The sequence below is a fragment of the Piscinibacter sp. XHJ-5 genome (assembly GCF_029855045.1).
Lineage (GTDB): Bacteria > Pseudomonadota > Gammaproteobacteria > Burkholderiales > Burkholderiaceae_C > Albitalea.
Genome location: NZ_CP123228.1, coordinates 6567293 through 6583000 on the forward strand (window position 1 = coordinate 6567293; position 15708 = coordinate 6583000).

Genomic DNA, 15708 nt, shown 5'->3' on the forward strand with positions numbered 1-15708 from the left:
AACGTCTGTTCTTGTGTGTTCCAAGAATAGAACGTACATTCATCTGCGTCCACAGGGCTTCACCGATGCCGACGGCCGCTCCCACCGCCAGCCCGCGCACGCCGCTGTTCACGCTGCCGATGGCGATCACCTTCGCCCTGCTGCTGAGCACGCCGCTGTGGCTGGCGCGGGTGGGGCTGTACCAGTACCTGGCGCTGGAGATCATGATCTGGATGCTGTTCGCGCTGGGCTACAACCTGCTGCTCGGCACCAGCGGATTGCCGTCGTTCGGGCACGGCGCGTTCTTCGGCATCGGGGCCTATGCCTTCGGGCTCCTGCAGCAGCGCGTGTGGGCCTCGCTGTGGTTCGACCTGCTCGGCGCGGTGCTCGTCACCGCCGCCTGCGCGGCGCTGGTGGCGGCCTGCATCTCGCACCGGCGGGGCATCTACTACGCGCTGCTCACCATCGCCTTCGGCCAGGTCGTCTGGTTCGTGGCCATCAAGTGGCACACCGTCACCGGCGGCGAGGACGGTCTGCTGAACATCCAGCGCCTGCCGCTGGAGCTGGGATTCGCCCGCATTCCGCTCAAGAGCAACGAGGCGCTGTTCTATTTCTGCTTCGCCGTCTTCGCGCTGGTGCTGATCGGGCTGTGGCGCGTCGTGCATTCGCCCTTCGGCCGCATCCTCGGCGCGATCAGGCAGAACGAGCTGCGTGCGGCGTTCGTCGGGCACAACGTGTGGCTCTGCAAGTGGCTGGCCTTCGTCATCGCCTCGGCGGTCGCCGGGCTGGCCGGCGCGCTGTTCGCCATGGCGCAGCAGTCGGCCTATCCCAACGTGATGAGCCTGCATTCGTCGGGCTTCGTCGTGATGATGGTGCTGATCGGCGGCGGTCTCGTGAGCTTCTGGGGGCCCGTGATCGGCGCGCTGTTCTTCATCCTCGCGCGCGACCTGCTCGGCGCGGCCACCGACACCTGGCTGCTGTGGTATGGGCTGCTGTTCATCGCGATGGTGCTGTGGAAGCCGGAGGGCATCGCCGGCGCGTGGCAGGCGTGGCGCCATCGGCCGGCGCCGCCGGCGGTGCGGGCGGCGCACAAGGAGGTGGCGCATGGCCCTGTTTGAAGCTCGCCACCTGCACAAGCGCTTCGGCGATCAGGTGGTCTTGCAGGACCTGAGCCTCGCCTTCGAGGAAGGCCGGTTGTCCGGGATCATGGGACCGAACGGCGCCGGCAAGACCACCTGCTTCAACGTGCTGACCGGCCGCTACGCACCGGACCACGGAAGCGTGCACTTCGCGGGGCGCGACATCACCGGCATGCCGCCGCGGCAGATCGCGCGGCTCGGACTGTCGCGTTCGTTCCAGGTCATGAACCTGTTCAACGACTACAGCGCGCTGGACAACGTGCGGGTCGCCCTGCCGCGCGTGCGGCGGCGCGGCTTCACCTGGTGGCGCGACCTGGACGCCGACAGCGCCGCGCAGGACGAGGCGGCCGCCGCGCTGGCGCGCGTCGGGCTCGCCGGCAAGGAGCTCATGCCAGCCAAGGGCCTGTCGTACGGCGAGCGCCGTGCACTGGAGATCGCCGTGGCGCTGGCAGCCGGTCCGCGCCTGCTGTTCCTCGACGAGCCGACTGCCGGCCTCGGCGCCGAAGGCATCGACCGCCTCGCCGAGCTGATCGCCGAGCTGAAGCGGCAGCTCACCATCGTCGTCATCGAGCACGACATGCGCTTCCTGTTCCGCCTCGCCGACACCGTGTCGGTCATCCACTGGGGCCAGGTGATCGCCTCGGGCACGCCGCGGGCGCTGCGCGACAACCCCTGGGTGCAGCGGTCCAACATCGGAGCGCTCGCCGATGCGTGACGCCGCCGTGCTCGAACGTCTGCCCTCGGCCGCGGGCGCCACCGCCGCGATGCTGGAGGTCGAGGCCATCCTCACCTTCCACGGCGACACGCAGGTGCTGTTCGGCGTCTCGCTGTCGATCGCGCCCGGCGAGGTGGTGGCACTGCTCGGGCCCAACGGCGCCGGCAAGACCACCACCCTGCGCTCCATCCTCGGTCTCACGCCGGTTCGCCTCGGCCGCATCCGCTTCGACGGCCGCGACATCACCCGGCTGCCCACGCACGAGATCGCGCACATGGGGCTGTCGTGGGTGCCCGACGACCGCCGCGTCTTTCCGACGCTCACCGTGGCACGCAACCTGTCCATCGCGCGCAAGAGAACCCGCTTTCGCGCCTGGTCGCTCGGCGAGTGCTTCGAGATCTTCAGTGCGCTCGAGCACCTGATGCACCGCGAATGCGAGAACCTGTCGGGCGGCGAGATGCAGATGGTGGCGATCTCGCGCGCGCTGCTCGGCGCGCCGGGACTCGTGCTGTTCGACGAGCCCAGCCAGGGCCTCGCACCGAAGGTCGTGCAGGACGTGATGAGGACCATCACGCGGCTGAAGGACGAAGGCATCGCGGTGCTCGTGGTCGAGCAGAACGTGCACAGCGCGCTGGCCGTCGCCGACCGCGTCTGCGTGATGGACCACGGCCGCATCGTGCACCACGGCCCGGCTCGCGAGCTGCTCGAAGACGCGGCCGCGCGCACGCGCCTGCTGGGTGCCTGACATGGCCACGCCGCTGCTGCGCGTCCAGGGGCTGCGCAAGCAGTACACGCGAGGCCTGCTGCGGCCGCAGGTGACCTTCTCGCTCGCCGCCGACTTCACCGTCGACGCGGCCGGCGTCATCGGCGTGATGGGGCCCAACGGCTCCGGCAAGACGACGCTGTTCGAGCTGATCACCGGCGGCAACGTGCCCAGCGCGGGCCGCGTGCTGGTCGACGGTCAGGACATCCATGCGGTGCGCCATCGCGAGCGCGACCGCCTGGCGATCCATTACCACCAGTCGTACCAGGTGCGTTCGTTCAAGCGCCGACGGCCGGCGTTCATGATGGAACGCGCGCACACCCCCTCGCCGCTGGTGCACCTGTTCGACGAGCCGCAGTTCAACACGCAGGACGGCTACATCGGCTTCATGCTCGATTTCTTCCGCCGGCTGCGCGCGCAGCAGCGGCTGGTGTTCCTCTGTCTGCATCCCAACGAGCCGTTCCACGTGGACATCCTGCGCGAGAGCTGCGACCGGTTCATCTTCGTGCACCAGGGACGGCTCACGCATGCGGCATCGTTTTCGCAGCTGACGCGCGACGAGCGGGTGAAGGCTTATCTCGGACGGCTCGCGCCAGTGGACGAGCACACCGCCGCGGAGTAACTTGGCGGCATCGCACGAGACCGCCATGGACGAGCAGGATTCCCATCGGTCGCCGAGAGCATGGCTGCTCGGGGTGCTCGCCCTTGCGCTGATCCTGGGCAGCGTGCTGCTCGCACAGCCGCCCGACCGGGCACCCGCGCCGGCCGCACCGGCGGGGCGCGTGCCCACCAAGCACAGTCCCCCCGCGCCGACTCGCCCCGCGCCGGCCGCACCTGCCCCGGCCGTGCCCGACAAGCCGGTGCTGCGGGTCGCGGGTGCTGCCACCGCCGAAGGCGAAACCTGCGGCTTCGGCCGCGCCGCGCCGGCGGCCGACGATCCGTATGGCCTGCAGCACCTGCCGCCCGTGGTGCGCCAGCGCGCGCTCGACGCGGTGGAGGGACGGCTGCTGGCCAGCGCCGATCCGCAGGTGCGGGCCGCCGCCTGGCTGATCGGCTCGCGGGCGCGCGGCGGCAGCCGGGCGCGCATCGAGCAGCTGGCGCGGCTGGCGGCGGTATCGCAGGATCCGATCGTCTACGCGATCGCCCTGGAGGGCTGCGGCGACCGCACGGGACAGGAGGCCGCCGCCTGCGCGCTGCTGAGCCGATCGCAAGGCGTGCGTCTGGACGCCGACAACGCCCAGCCCTGGCTGGCGCTCGCCGCGACCGCCCGCGAGCAGCGTGACGGCGACGCAGAGGCCGAAGCGATGCGGCGCGCCGCGCGGGCGATGCGCAGCGACGCGCATGACAGCCTGCTGCCGGCGCTGGTCGATCGTGCGCTCGGCGAGCAGGCGCCGCCGCTGCAGCGCACGCTCGCGGTATCCGCAAGCTGGACGATCCAGGCCGCCTGGCCGGCATCGCACACCAGCCAGGCCCACGCGTATTGCATCACCGACCTGAGCGCCGATGCGGACCGGCGGGCGGTGTGCCATGCGCTCGCCGAAACGCTGGCCTATCGCGGCACCAGCGTCGCCGACCTGGGGGTCGGTCTGGCCATCGGCACCGCGCTCGGCTGGTCGGCGCAGCGACTCGCCGGGCTGCAGCTGGAGCACGATGCGCTCAGCGAGGCGGCCTTCACGCCGCTGATCGGCGCCGACCTCAGCTGCGAGGGGGTCGAGCAGCTGCGCGCGTGGAGCCGCGAAGTGGGCCGTCACGGCGAACTGCAGGCGATGCGCAAGGTGCTGGCGGAGAGCGGGCGCAGCATCGAGGCCTGGAGCGCGCAGCACCAGCGCAACTTCGCGCTGGCAGCGGCCACGGTGCAGATGGCGACGGAGGAAGCCGGACGGTGATCGCCGAGGGTCGGCGGGCATCGCAATGCCCGCCTCCCATGACCTACAGCATCTGCCCGCCGGACGCCTCGATGCGCTGGGCGTTGATCCAGCCGTTGGCCGGCAGCAGCAAGCTCGCGATGACGCCGCCGATGTCGTCGGGCACGCCGACGCGGCCCAGGGCGGTCTGCGAGGCGATGAAGGCGTTGAGCTGCGCGTCGTCGCGCACCCGGCCGCCGCCGAAGTCGGTCTCGATGGCGCCCGGCGCCACCACGTTCACCGCAATGCGCCGCGGCCCGAGCTCCTTGGCGAGGTAGCGGGTCAGCACCTCCACCGCGCCCTTGATGGCGGCGTAGGCGGCGTGGCCGGGCAATGTCATGCGGGTCAGTCCGCTGGAGAGGTTGACGATGCGTCCGCCGTCGGCGATGAGCGGCAGCAGCGCCTGTGTCAGGAAGAAAACGCCCTTCAGGTGCACGTCGACCAGTTCGTCGAACTGCGCTTCGGTGGTCTCGGCGAAGCCGGCATGGACGCCGACGCCCGCGTTGTTGACCAGGAAGTCGAACTGCTCGCGCTGCCACTGCTGGGCCAGCGCGGCGCGCAGCTGCGTCGTGAAGGCGGCGAAGCTGCGACTGTCGGCGATGTCCAGCGGCAGGGCGAGCGCGCGGCGGCCCAGCCGGCGGATCTGCTCGACGACCCCCGCCGCCTCGTCGGCGCGGCTGCGGTAGGTCAGGACGATGTCGCTGCCTTGCGCCGCGAGATGGAGGGCGGCGTTCTTGCCGAGACCGCGGCTGCCGCCGGTGACCAGTGCGAGGGAAGTGCCCATCGGATGCCTCATTCAGTGGGTTGCGATGGAGTCACTTTATTGGTCGATCCGATCGCGATAAAGGTGTCCAATCTGATCGCACTGTTCAAGTTCAGATGACAATGTGAGCCATGAATCAGCTCGATGCGATGCATGTCTTCGTCCGGGTCGCTGAACTGACCAGCTTCACGCAGGCTGCCGCGAGCCTGGGCGTGCCGAAGGCGCGGGTCTCCACGACGGTGCAGCAGCTGGAAGCGGCGCTCGGCACCCGGCTGCTGCAGCGGACCACCCGCCGCGTGCAGGTCACGCAGGACGGCCAGGCGTTCTACGAGCGGTGCAAGGACCTGCTGGCCGACGTGGAGGAGTTGCAGACGATGTTCCAGCAGGGGGCGCAGGCGCTGCGCGGTCGCTTGCGCATCGACATGCCCACCGGGGTGGCGCGCGACCTCGTCATCCCGCGCCTGCCGGAGTTTCTCGCCGCGCATCCCGGCATCGAACTGGAGCTGAGCAGCACCGACCGGCGGGTCGACCTGGTGCGCGAAGGGTTCGACTGCGTGCTGCGCATCGGCGCGCTGGAGGATTCCGGCCTGGTGGCGCGGCCGCTCGGGTCCATGCCGCAGATCAACGTCGCGAGCGCCGCCTACCTGCGCGAGCACGGCGTGCCGCGACGTCTGGAAGACCTGGCGGGACACCGGCTGGTCCACTTCGCGGCGACGCTCGGCGGCAAGTCGGCCGGCTTCGAGTACGTCGACGGCGGTCACACGCGCTTCATCGCGATGCCGGGCGCGCTGACGGTGAACAACGCCGAGGCGTACGAAAGCGCGTGCCTGGCCGGGCTGGGCCTGATCCAGGCGCCCGCGCCGGGGCTGCGACGCTGGCTCGAGCAAGGCACGCTGGTCGAGGTGCTGGCGCAGCATCGGGCGCCGCCGATGCCGGTGTCGCTGCTGGTGCCGAATCGGCGCCATCCGGCCAAGCGGGTGCAGGCCGTGATGGCTTGGCTCGCGAGGGTGCTGGAGGGCCATGTGGGGGCGAAGGGTCTTTGAAATCTGCTCCACTTGCCATCCACATGGATGGTGCTAGGATGGCGACATGCCCGCCCGAAGTGCCACGTCCTCCGCCACCAAGCCGCTGGACGAAAAGATCACCATCAACCTCGGTTATGTCGACCTGGGCCAGATCGACCTGCTGGTGCAGGAGGGCTTCTATGCCAACCGCACCGACCTCATCCGCACGGCCATTCGCAACCAGCTCGCGGTCCACGCCGATGTGGTGAAGCAATCGGCGGCGCGCAAGACGCTGGTGCTGGGCATCCAGCACTTCGGCGCCGATGAGTTGCGCTCGGTGCAGGCAGCCGGCCAGCGGCTGCAGATCCGTGTGCTGGGCCTGGCGGCCATCGCACCCGACGTCACGCCCGAGCTCGCGCTCGCGACCATCGAATCGGTGGTCGTGCTCGGGGCCTTGCACGCCCCTCCCGCGGTGAAGGCGGCCCTCGCCAGCCGCATCCGCTGAACCTTGAAGGACCCCCATGAACGCCTCGTTCCAACGCATGATGAGCGAAGCCACGCGCCTCACCCAGGCCGGTGACCTGCACGCCGCGACCGCGGCAATCCAGGCTGCGCTCGGCCGGCAGGCCGACGATGTCATCGATGTCGAGGCCCGCGAGATCGGCCCGCGGACCGCCGACGTCGTCGACGCGCCGCCGCACGCCGGGCAGTTCGTCGCCGGCCGCCACGCCGAGGCGGGCCTCTCGCGCGACTACAAGCTCTATCTGCCGCCCGGGACGCCGGACAAGCCGCTGCCGCTGATCGTCATGCTGCACGGCTGCAAGCAGGACCCCGACGACTTCGCCGCGGGCACCCGCATGAACGAAGCGGCGCTGGAGCAAGGCTTCATCGTGCTGTACCCGGCGCAGGCGCAGGGCGCGAATCCCTCGCGCTGCTGGAACTGGTTCAAGCACAACCACCAGGGGCGCGGCCGCGGCGAGCCCGCGCTGCTGGCCGGCATGACGCGCGAGGTGATGAAGCGCCATGCGGTCGACGAGCGCCGCGTCTACGTCGCCGGCCTGTCCGCCGGCGGTGCCATGGCGGCCATCGTGGGCGCGGCCTACCCCGACCTCTTCGCGGCGGTCGGCGTGCATTCCGGACTGCCCGTCGGATCCGCGCACGACGTGAAGTCGGCGTTCGCCGCCATGCAGCACGGGGCGCCAGCCGCCACGGCCGCGGCGGCGCCGCCGACCATCGTGTTCCACGGCGATCGAGACACCACGGTGCATCCGCGCAACGGCGACCAGGTGGCCGCTGCACGCGCCGGCGCCGCGGCGCCGGAAGTCGAGCGCGGCCCGGGCTACACCCGCCGCGTGTACCGCGACGCCGACACCGTGAGGGCCGAGCACTGGACGCTGCACGGCGTGGGCCACGCCTGGTCGGGCGGGAGCCCGCGAGGCTCGTTCACCGATCCCCGCGGGCCCGATGCGACCGAAGAGATGCTGCGCTTCTTCCGGTCGAATGCCCGGCCGTGACGGTCACATCTCCTGCTGCGGCCAGATCGGCCGCACCTCCACGGCGCCGTGGCTGGCCGCCGGGCAGCGCGCCGCCCACGCCAGGGCCGCGTCCAGGTCGGGCACGTCGATCAGGAAGTAGCCGCCGAGCTGCTCGCGCGTCTCGGCGTAGGGGCCGTTCTGCACCTCGGACTTGCCCGACCTGATGCGCACGGTCGTGGCGGTTTCCGCCGGACGCAGCCGCTTGGCGTCGCGCAGGACGCCGGCCTTGCCCATCGCTTCCATGAAGGCCGCGTACGCGGCAATGCCTTCGCGCTGCTGGGACGGGCTCAGCGCGGCGAAAGCACTCGAGTCGTTGATGGGCATCAGCAGGTATTCCATTCGAAATCTCCTTGGAGTGACGGCGGCGGCGACATGCCGCGCCTGCTCAATGTCGTTCGCGGACCCCGGCTTTCGACACTTCTACGACAACATCCACTCGTGCACCGGATCGTTGCGGAAGATCCAGGTCCTTCCCGGGCCCGCCATCACGTTCAGGTAGTACAGGTCGTACCCATGGGGCGCGACGCAGGGGTGGTAGCCGCGCGGCACCATCACCACGTCATGGTTCTCCACCGCCATCGCCTCGTCGAGGCTGCGGTCGTCGGTGTAGACGCGCTGGAAGGCGAAGCCCTGCGGCGGGTTCAGCCGGTGGTAGTAGGTCTCCTCGAGCTGCGTTTCGTCGGGGGCCGCGTCCTGGTCGTGCTTGTGCGGCGGGTAGCTCGAGGCGTGGCCGGCCGGCGTGACCACCTCGACGACCAGCAGGTGGTCGGCCGCTGCCGTCTGCGGCAGGATGTCGCGCACATAGCGGGTGTTGCTGCCCTTGCCGCGCACCGTGCGGGTCATGGTCGACGGATCGATGACGCGCGCCTCCCGCCCGCCCGGGCTGGGGGCCGAGCACAGCGCGACCTCGGCCTCGCGCACGGCGCGCACCGACAGCGCCTGGCCCGGCGGCACGTACACAGCTGCCGGCGGCATGTCGTCGAACACGCTGTCGCGCCGGCCCAGCTGCTCGTGCCGCCGGCCGCCGGCCAGCTCGACGTCGACGCTGCCGGTCAGCACCACCAGGCACAGCTCGCGCGAGCCCGTGTCCAGCTGCACCTGCTCGCCGGGGGCCAGCCGCAGTGCGCGAAAGCCCACATAGGTCCAGCCGGCGGAGGCAGGCGTCACCTCGACGATCTCGCGCCCCGTGGCGCGTCCCTTGACGAGCAGCGGGCTCATGGGACGGCCCGGCGCGCAGATGCTGCCGTCCCTTCATCGAGCCGATCGACGATGCGCTTGAGCGTCTCGAAGCCCTTCTTCGCGTACCGAAAGCTCGGCGCCACCGCCGGGTCCTGCTCGGCTTCGACCACCAGCCAGCCTTCGTAGCCGCCCTCGTGCAGGGCGCTCAGCACGGCATCGAAGTCGATGACGCCATCGCCGGGCACGGTGAAGGTGCCGTTGAGCACGCCCGTGAGGAAAGACCAGCCGTCGTTGCGCGCGGCCGCGATCACCTGCGGCCGCACGTCCTTGCAGTGCACGTGCACCACCCGCCCCAGGTGGCGCCGCAGCAGCGCGACCGGATCGGCGGCGCCGCCGTAGACGGCATGGCCGGTGTCGAACAGCAGCCCGACGGCGTCACCGGTGACGGCCATCAGCCGGTCGACGTCGTCCGGCGATTCGACGTAGGCACCCATGTGGTGGTGGTACGCCAGCGTCAGGCCGTAGCGCGATCGCACATGCTCGCCGAAGCGGGTGAGGCGGTCGCCATAGGCCTTCCATGCGGCCTCGCCGGTGAAGCGCGGACGCTTGTACAGCGGCGTGTCTCTCTGCCCCTGGATCGACCCCGCCACTTCGCCGTACACGACCACCCGGCAGCCGTTGAACTGCAGCTTGTGCATGTGCGCATGGCAGCGTGCGATCTCGTCGTCCACCGTGCCTTCGGCGAGCCGTCCCGAGTACCAGCCCGACACGCAGGCGACGCCGAACGCCGCGAGCTTGTCGCGCAAGGCCTGCGGCTCGGACGGGAACTTGTTGCCGAGCTCGAAGCCCGCGTAGCCGATGCCGGCGCCTTCGGCCAGCGCCGTCTCCAGCGGCGTCTCGCCGCCCAGCTCGGGCAGGTCGTCGTTGCTCCACGAAATGGGATTGATGCCGATGCGAACGTTCCAGCGGGCCATGGCTCGTCTTCCTTCAGCGGCGCTGGCGCGCCTTGTCGTCGAGATAGCGTGCGTGCGCCTGCATCACCTCGGCGCGCTCGGACACCTGCGGCACCGCCACCTCCCACCAGCAGCCGCCATCGTCGGTGCCGCGCTCGGGCGACGTGGCGATGACGATCACCTGCGTGCACGAGGCCGCCCGCGCCTGCCGCATCGCTTCGCGCAGCTCGGCCACGCCGGCGACATGGCGCGCTTGCGCGCCCAGGCTGGCCGCATGCGCGGCGAAGTCGATGGGCGTGCGCTGGCCGCCTTCGGGCACGCAGTCGTCGAGCAGGTTGTTGAAGCGCTCGCCGCCGCTGGCGCGCTGCAGCCGGTGGATGCAGCCGAAGCCGCCGTTGTCGAGCACGACGACGATGAGCTTGCGGCCCAGCATCACCGAGGTGGCGATCTCGGAGTTCATCATCAGGTAGGAGCCGTCGCCGAGCATCACGACGACTTCGCGATCGGGTCGTGCCAGCTTGACCCCGAGGCCGCCGGCAATCTCGTAGCCCATGCAGGAGTAGCCGTACTCGACGTGGTATGCGCCGGGCGCGCCGGCACGCCACAGCTTGTGCAGCTCCGCCGGCAGCGTGCCGGCGGCGCAGACGACGATGTCGCCGCGCGCCGAATCGGCCGCCGAGTCGCGCACCGCGCCGATCACCTGCGCCTCGTAGGGCAGCGCGCCGGCGGTCTCGGCCGCGGTGATCTCCGCCACACGCGATCGCCAGCCCGACGCCAGCTCGCGCGCCCGAGCGGTCCACGCGGTGTCGGCGCGCCATCCGGCCACCGACGGGCCGAGCCGCTCGAGCGCGACCCGCGCATCGGCGACCAGGGGAACGCCGTGCCACTTGGCCGCATCGGCGGGCTGCACATTGATGCCGATCAGCGGCGCGGCGCCGAACAGCGCGTGCGAGCCGGTGGTGAAGTCCTGCAGCCGCGTGCCGACGGCCAGCACCGCGTCGGCCTCGCGCACCAGCGCGTTCGCCGCCGGCGAGCCGGTGACGCCGATGGCGCCGAGGTTGAGTGCGTGGTCCCAGGCGAGGCTGCTCTTGCCGGCCTGGGTCTCGACGACCGGCACGCCGTGCGCCTCGGCAAAGGCGCGCAGGGCCTCGCTCGCCTGGCTGTAGAGCACGCCGCCGCCGGCGACGATCAGCGGGCGGCGCGCCTGCCGCAGCAGGGCGGCAGCCCGCTGCAGCTCGCCCTCGTCGGGCGGCGGCCGGCGCCAGCGGATGACCGGCGGCGCGAGGAACTCGCGCGGGCAGTCGAAGGCCTCGGCCTGCACGTCCTGCGGCAGCGCCAGGCACACCGGGCCGGCGAGCGCCGGATCGGTCATCACCTGGATGGCCCGCGGCAAGGCGTCGAGGATCTGCTCGGGCCGCGTGATGCGGTCGAAGTAGCGCGTGACCGGCCGCAGGCAGTCGTTGGCCGACACGTCGCCGTGCCCGAAGTCCTCCACCTGCTGGAGCACCGGGTCGGGAGCGCGCGAGGCGAACACGTCGCCGGGCAGCAGCAGCACCGGCAACCGGTTGACGTGCGCCAGCGCGGCGGCGGTGACCAGGTTGGTCGCCCCGGGCCCGATGGAGGTGGTGACGGCCATGATGCGGCGGCGGAACAGCGCTTTCGAGAACGCGATCGCCGCGTGCGCCATCGCCTGCTCGTTGTGCGCACGCCAGGTCGGCAGCCGCTCGCGCTCGGCCCACAGGGCCTCGCCCAGCCCGGCGACGTTGCCGTGGCCGAAGATGGAGAACACTCCCCCGAGATAGGGCACGACCGTGCCGTCTTCGCTCTCGACGCGCAGGGCGGCGAGGTGGCGCACCAGCGCCTGGGCCATCGTCAACCGCAGGGTGCTCATGTCGCCGTCCTCGAGTTCCGCCAAGCCTGCACCAGCGCGCCGAAGTTGCGCGCCACCTGCTCCACCAGCGCATCGTCGCCGATCTCGCCGCGCAGCCAGCGCGCCGACGGATCGGCCCACAGCGTGCGCCCGACCATGAAGCCCTTGACCACCGGATCGACGGCGGCCGCGAAGCCTTGCACCAGCTCGTCCAGGGGCTTGTTCAGGCCGAGGATGACCGCGCCGCGGCACTGCGGATCGCGCGCGGCGATCAGCGCGCCGAGCGCCTGCCAGCCGGGCGTCGACATCGGCGCCAGCTTCCACCAGTCGGGCTTCAGGCCGAGGTTGTAGATCCGCCGGACCGAGCGCAGCACGGCGTCGTCGGCACCGCCGGGCGGCATGTCGCGCGGCGGGATCACCTCGATCAGCAGCTCGTGTCCGCTGTCGCGCGTGGCATGCCAGACCTGCTGCAGCATCGCCTCCTGCTCCAGCCGCAGATCGACGGGGTCGTCCGGGTGGTAGTGCACCAGGCACTTGACCACCTGCTCGGCCGGCCACGTCACCAGCTGCGAGCCGACAGACGCATGCACATCGAAGCGCAAGGGCCGCGAGCCCGGCCGCTCGACCGGCCGCCCGACCCACCAGCCGCGGCCGGTCGCGGCGGCCAGCGCGTCACCGCCATGGCCGCCATCGATGAGCACGCCGATGCGGCCGGCAAGCGCATGGCCGCGCTCCACCGCTTCGACCGCGTCCACCAGCAGCCGCTTCAGCTTCGGCACCCGCGCTTCGTCGGCACCGGCGTCGCGCGCAAGCTCGAAGAACTGCGTGCGATGGTCGAAGGCCATCACGCACAGCTCGTTCCACACCGGACGGGGCGCGGTCGTGCGGTGCAGGTGCGCCAGCTGCGCGTCGGCGTCGACCCGGGGATGCCGGCTGCCGCTGAACCAGTGCGCCAGCTCGGCCGGCGTGGGCATGGCCGGCGAGCAGGCGTGACGCGACACCACGATCGCGCCGCATGCATTGGCGATGCGCGCCGAGGCCAGGAAGTCCTGGCCGCGCAGCAGGCCGCTCATCAGGCCCGACGCGAAGGCATCGCCCGCGCCCAGCACGTTGAGCACCTCCACGCGCTCGCCTTGCGCGGTGAGCGCGTCCTCGATCCGCGCCGGCACGCCGGCCGGGATGAAGCAGCAGCCGGAGGCGCCGCGCTTGACGACGAAGGCGGCCGGCGTCACGGCGCGCACCGCCTGCAGCGACGCGATGAGGTCGCCCGGCACGCCGCCGGCGATGAGGAACTCCTCCTCGGTGCCGATCAGCAGGTCGAACTCGGGCAGCACCGCCTGGAGCTGCGCGGTGACGCGCTCGTCGGCGACGAAGCGGTTGGCGCCCTCGCCGCGCTTGGTCAGTCCCCAGAGCACCGGCCGGTAGTCGATGTCGAGCACGCGCAGCGTGCCGTGGCGGCGCGCCGCGCCCAGCGCCTTCAGCGAGGCCGCGCGCACGCCGGACTGGCTGAGGTGCGTGCCGGTGATCAGCAGCGCGCGGCATTGCGCGATGAAGTCCGCGCGGATGCCCTCGGCGTCGAGCGCCATGTCGGCGCAGTTCTCGCGGTAGAACAGCAGCGGGAAGGTGTCGCGGTCCTTGAGCCCGAGCAGCACCAGCGCGGTGAGGCGCTGCGCATCGATCTGCACCTGCGAGACGTCGACGCCTTCGCGCTGCAGCGACTCGAGCAGGAAGCGTCCCATCTGCTCGTCGCCGACGCGCGAGATCATCGCGGCCCGAAGGCCCAGGCGCGCAGCGCCGAAGGCGATGTTGGCCGAGGAGCCGCCGAGGTACTTGGCGAAGCTGGCCACGTCCTCGAGGCGGCTGCCCACCTGCTGCGCGTAGAGGTCGACGGCGAGGCGGCCGAGGCAAGCCAGGTCGATGGGGCGGTCGGCGGGGATGTCCAGTCCGGTCGGCCTCATATCGTCACGCCCTCCAGCTCCGCCATCAGCTTCTGCATCTCCGCCCCGCCGGCCATCATGTCGAGCACCTCGTCCTTGCTGACGTCGCCCTTGGCGAAGGTGCCCAGCGACTTGCCGCGGTTGAGCAGGGTGAAGCTGTCGCCGATCGGATAGGCGTGGTTCACGTTGTGGGTGATGAAGATCACCGACACGCCGCGTTCGCGCGCCTTGTGGACCAGCTTGAGCACGTTCACGCTCTGCTTGACGCCGAGCGCGGCAGTGGGCTCGTCGAGGATCAGCACCTTGGCGCCGAAGTGGATGGCGCGGGCGATCGCCAGGCACTGCTTCTCGCCGCCCGACAGGGTGCCGACCATCTGCTCGGGGTCGCGCACGCGGATGCCCATCTCGGCCAGGCGCGCGCTCGCCGCCTCGCCGGCGGCGCGGTGGTCCATCACGGGCAGCACGCCGAACAGCCGGCGCACCGGCTCGCGGCCCATGTAGAAGTTGCGCGCCACGCTCATCAGCGGCACCAGCGCGAGGTCCTGGTAGACGGTCGCGATGCCGCGGTCGAGCGCTTCGCGCGGCGAGCCGAAGCGCACCGCCTCGCCTTCGACGCGGTACTCGCCCTGGTCGGGGCGGTGCACGCCGGCCAGCGTCTTGATCAGCGTCGACTTGCCGGCGCCGTTGTCGCCGAGCAGGCAGTGCACCTCGCCGCGCTTCAGGCGCAGCGTGACGCCGTTGAGCGCGATGACGGCGCCGAAGAACTTGCTGACGTTCTCGAGCTGGAGGATGTGGTCGACCATCGCTTCAGCGCCTCCCGAGCGCGACGCGCCGGCGGATGAAGTTGTTGAAGACCACGGCCACCAGCAGCATGCCGCCGAGGAAGACGCGGTACCAGTTGTTGTCGATGCTGGTGTAGCCGATCCCGATCTGAACCACGCCGAAGATCAGCGCGCCGAGCGAGGCGCCGACCACGGAGCCGTAGCCGCCAGTGAGCAGGCAGCCCCCGATCACCGCCGCGATGATGGCCTCGAACTCCTTCTGCAGCCCGCGGTCGGCGGCGGCCGAGCCGGCGTCGGCCACCTGCAGCACGGCGAACAGCGCGGAGCAGGCGGCCATCAGCACGAAGAGCAGCATCTTCACGCGTGCCACCGGAATCCCCGTGTTCTTGGCCGCCAGCGGATCGCCGCCCACCGCGAGGATCCAGTTGCCGAAGCGCGTGCGCGCGAGCATGTAGGCGCCGGCCAGCGTGAGCCCCAGCCACCACACCACGACCTTGGGCACGCCGACGGCGAGCGCCTTGCCGCCGTCGCCTGCCGCGAGCACGCCGGCACCAGCCAGCGCGTCGAACAGCCCCGTGAGCACGTGCCCGGCGAAGAGCGCATGAAAGAGCGCGTCGGCGGCCACCAGGTCGCGCAGCACCGCGTCGCCGTGGGTGCTGATGATGGTCTTGCCGGTGAGCATCACCGACACCGCCAGCGACAGCCCGCGCAGCACGAAGAAGAAGGCGAGCGTGACGATGAACGACGGCAGGCCGGTCTTGACGACGACGTAGCCGTTGAACGCCCCGAGCAGCATGCACAGCGCGAAAGTGAACAGCGTCGAGGCCCACAGCGGCCAGCCCCAGTACAGCGCCGGGATCGACAGCATCATGCCGGCGAAGCCGATCATCGAGCCGATGGACAGGTCGAACTCGCCGCCGATCATCAGCAGCGCCGCGCCGACGGCGATGATGCCGAGGAAGGCGGACACCGTGCCCCAGTTGACTGCGCCCTCGGCGCTGAACATGCCCGATCCGCCGGCGACGACGCCGAACAGCGCGAACACCAGCACCGCCCCCGACAGCGAGCCGAACTCGGGGCGGCCGAGGAAGCGCCGCCAGGGCGAGACGGCACGCAGGCGCTCGTCGGGGGTCGAGGCGGCCAGCGATGCGGAGGTGGCGAGGGTCATGGCCACGTCTGCCACGT

The 15708-nt window shown here is 71.1% G+C and carries 16 protein-coding genes; 8 read left to right on the top strand and 8 right to left on the bottom strand.

Translation table 11 applies throughout. The features are described from left to right. Positions 1-65 precede the first annotated feature (65 nt). From P7V53_RS31070 to P7V53_RS31090, 5 genes are read left to right on the top strand one after another with little or no spacing between them, the layout of a single operon-like run. On the top strand, positions 66-1097 hold the full coding sequence (locus P7V53_RS31070; protein WP_280153346.1) for a branched-chain amino acid ABC transporter permease: 1032 nt from the start codon (positions 66-68) through the stop codon (positions 1095-1097). Beyond that, the gene (locus P7V53_RS31075) at positions 1084-1833 is read left to right on the top strand and encodes an ABC transporter ATP-binding protein (protein WP_280153347.1); all 750 of its coding nucleotides are present in this window, start codon (positions 1084-1086) and stop codon (positions 1831-1833) included. The genes P7V53_RS31070 and P7V53_RS31075 overlap by 14 nt, the downstream gene beginning before the upstream one ends. After that, a complete protein-coding gene (locus tag P7V53_RS31080) occupies positions 1826-2578 on the top strand; it encodes an ABC transporter ATP-binding protein (RefSeq protein ID WP_280153348.1) in 753 nt (250 codons plus the stop codon). The genes P7V53_RS31075 and P7V53_RS31080 overlap by 8 nt, the downstream gene beginning before the upstream one ends. 1 nt (position 2579) lies before the next feature. Then, entirely contained in the window at positions 2580-3218 is a 639-nt protein-coding gene (locus tag P7V53_RS31085) for an ATP-binding cassette domain-containing protein (protein WP_280153349.1), read from the top strand. 25 nt (positions 3219-3243) lie between these two features. Continuing rightward, positions 3244-4482 carry a hypothetical protein gene (locus tag P7V53_RS31090; RefSeq protein WP_280153350.1) on the top strand — a complete coding sequence of 413 codons (1239 nt, stop codon included), beginning with the start codon at positions 3244-3246 and terminating at the stop codon, positions 4480-4482. Between the two features lie 43 nt (positions 4483-4525). Here the strand turns inward: P7V53_RS31090 and P7V53_RS31095 are convergent, their stop codons facing one another. Continuing rightward, positions 4526-5284, bottom strand: coding sequence for an SDR family oxidoreductase (locus tag P7V53_RS31095; protein ID WP_280153351.1), 759 nt, complete (start codon positions 5282-5284; stop codon positions 4526-4528). Between the two features lie 110 nt (positions 5285-5394). Between P7V53_RS31095 and P7V53_RS31100 the strand changes: the two genes are divergently transcribed. The 3 genes from P7V53_RS31100 to P7V53_RS31110 are packed head-to-tail and all read left to right on the top strand — an operon-like array spanning position 5395 to position 7781. Next, positions 5395-6306, top strand: coding sequence for a LysR family transcriptional regulator (locus tag P7V53_RS31100; RefSeq protein ID WP_280153352.1), 912 nt, complete (start codon positions 5395-5397; stop codon positions 6304-6306). A gap of 46 nt (positions 6307-6352) precedes the next feature. Further along, positions 6353-6772 carry a CopG family transcriptional regulator gene (locus P7V53_RS31105; RefSeq protein WP_280153353.1) on the top strand — a complete coding sequence of 140 codons (420 nt, stop codon included), beginning with the start codon at positions 6353-6355 and terminating at the stop codon, positions 6770-6772. A 16-nt stretch (positions 6773-6788) separates the two neighbouring features. After that, positions 6789-7781, top strand: a complete 993-nt coding sequence (locus P7V53_RS31110) for a PHB depolymerase family esterase (RefSeq protein ID WP_280153354.1) — start codon at positions 6789-6791, stop codon at positions 7779-7781. Between the two features lie 3 nt (positions 7782-7784). Here the strand turns inward: P7V53_RS31110 and P7V53_RS31115 are convergent, their stop codons facing one another. From P7V53_RS31115 to P7V53_RS31145, 7 genes are all read right to left on the bottom strand, one after another. Beyond that, complete coding sequence (locus P7V53_RS31115; protein ID WP_280153355.1) at positions 7785-8141, bottom strand: YciI family protein; 357 nt, start codon at positions 8139-8141, stop codon at positions 7785-7787. An 81-nt stretch (positions 8142-8222) separates the two neighbouring features. Further along, positions 8223-9020 (bottom strand): 5-deoxy-glucuronate isomerase, encoded by a 798-nt coding sequence (gene iolB, locus P7V53_RS31120; RefSeq protein ID WP_280153356.1) that lies wholly within the window; start codon positions 9018-9020, stop codon positions 8223-8225. After that, positions 9017-9955 carry a myo-inosose-2 dehydratase gene (gene iolE / locus P7V53_RS31125; protein ID WP_280153357.1) on the bottom strand — a complete coding sequence of 313 codons (939 nt, stop codon included), beginning with the start codon at positions 9953-9955 and terminating at the stop codon, positions 9017-9019. Before iolE ends, iolB begins: the two co-directional genes overlap by 4 nt. 13 nt (positions 9956-9968) lie before the next feature. After that, positions 9969-11825 carry a 3D-(3,5/4)-trihydroxycyclohexane-1,2-dione acylhydrolase (decyclizing) gene (gene iolD, locus P7V53_RS31130; RefSeq protein ID WP_280153358.1) on the bottom strand — a complete coding sequence of 619 codons (1857 nt, stop codon included), beginning with the start codon at positions 11823-11825 and terminating at the stop codon, positions 9969-9971. Next, complete coding sequence (iolC, locus tag P7V53_RS31135; RefSeq protein ID WP_280153359.1) at positions 11822-13762, bottom strand: 5-dehydro-2-deoxygluconokinase; 1941 nt, start codon at positions 13760-13762, stop codon at positions 11822-11824. The genes iolD and iolC overlap by 4 nt, the downstream gene beginning before the upstream one ends. Then, on the bottom strand, positions 13759-14544 hold the full coding sequence (locus P7V53_RS31140; RefSeq protein ID WP_280153360.1) for an ATP-binding cassette domain-containing protein: 786 nt from the start codon (positions 14542-14544) through the stop codon (positions 13759-13761). Before P7V53_RS31140 ends, iolC begins: the two co-directional genes overlap by 4 nt. Positions 14545-14548: 4 nt before the next feature. Continuing rightward, positions 14549-15691 carry an ABC transporter permease gene (locus P7V53_RS31145; protein ID WP_280153361.1) on the bottom strand — a complete coding sequence of 381 codons (1143 nt, stop codon included), beginning with the start codon at positions 15689-15691 and terminating at the stop codon, positions 14549-14551. Positions 15692-15708 lie beyond the last annotated feature (17 nt).

What these genes read in the sequence shown, in the direction of transcription:
- P7V53_RS31070 (WP_280153346.1), top strand. Translation starts at nt 66, where the DNA reads ATGCCGACGGCCGCTCCCACCGCCAGCCCGCGCACGCCGCTGTTCACG.
- P7V53_RS31075 (WP_280153347.1), top strand. Translation starts at nt 1,084, where the DNA reads ATGGCCCTGTTTGAAGCTCGCCACCTGCACAAGCGCTTCGGCGATCAG.
- P7V53_RS31080 (WP_280153348.1), top strand. Translation starts at nt 1,826, where the DNA reads ATGCGTGACGCCGCCGTGCTCGAACGTCTGCCCTCGGCCGCGGGCGCC.
- P7V53_RS31085 (WP_280153349.1), top strand. Translation starts at nt 2,580, where the DNA reads ATGGCCACGCCGCTGCTGCGCGTCCAGGGGCTGCGCAAGCAGTACACG.
- P7V53_RS31090 (WP_280153350.1), top strand. Translation starts at nt 3,244, where the DNA reads ATGGACGAGCAGGATTCCCATCGGTCGCCGAGAGCATGGCTGCTCGGG.
- P7V53_RS31095 (WP_280153351.1), bottom strand. Translation starts at nt 5,284, where the DNA reads ATGGGCACTTCCCTCGCACTGGTCACCGGCGGCAGCCGCGGTCTCGGC.
- P7V53_RS31100 (WP_280153352.1), top strand. Translation starts at nt 5,395, where the DNA reads ATGAATCAGCTCGATGCGATGCATGTCTTCGTCCGGGTCGCTGAACTG.
- P7V53_RS31105 (WP_280153353.1), top strand. Translation starts at nt 6,353, where the DNA reads ATGCCCGCCCGAAGTGCCACGTCCTCCGCCACCAAGCCGCTGGACGAA.
- P7V53_RS31110 (WP_280153354.1), top strand. Translation starts at nt 6,789, where the DNA reads ATGAACGCCTCGTTCCAACGCATGATGAGCGAAGCCACGCGCCTCACC.
- P7V53_RS31115 (WP_280153355.1), bottom strand. Translation starts at nt 8,141, where the DNA reads ATGGAATACCTGCTGATGCCCATCAACGACTCGAGTGCTTTCGCCGCG.
- iolB (WP_280153356.1), bottom strand. Translation starts at nt 9,020, where the DNA reads ATGAGCCCGCTGCTCGTCAAGGGACGCGCCACGGGGCGCGAGATCGTC.
- iolE (WP_280153357.1), bottom strand. Translation starts at nt 9,955, where the DNA reads ATGGCCCGCTGGAACGTTCGCATCGGCATCAATCCCATTTCGTGGAGC.
- iolD (WP_280153358.1), bottom strand. Translation starts at nt 11,825, where the DNA reads ATGAGCACCCTGCGGTTGACGATGGCCCAGGCGCTGGTGCGCCACCTC.
- iolC (WP_280153359.1), bottom strand. Translation starts at nt 13,762, where the DNA reads ATGAGGCCGACCGGACTGGACATCCCCGCCGACCGCCCCATCGACCTG.
- P7V53_RS31140 (WP_280153360.1), bottom strand. Translation starts at nt 14,544, where the DNA reads ATGGTCGACCACATCCTCCAGCTCGAGAACGTCAGCAAGTTCTTCGGC.
- P7V53_RS31145 (WP_280153361.1), bottom strand. Translation starts at nt 15,691, where the DNA reads ATGACCCTCGCCACCTCCGCATCGCTGGCCGCCTCGACCCCCGACGAG.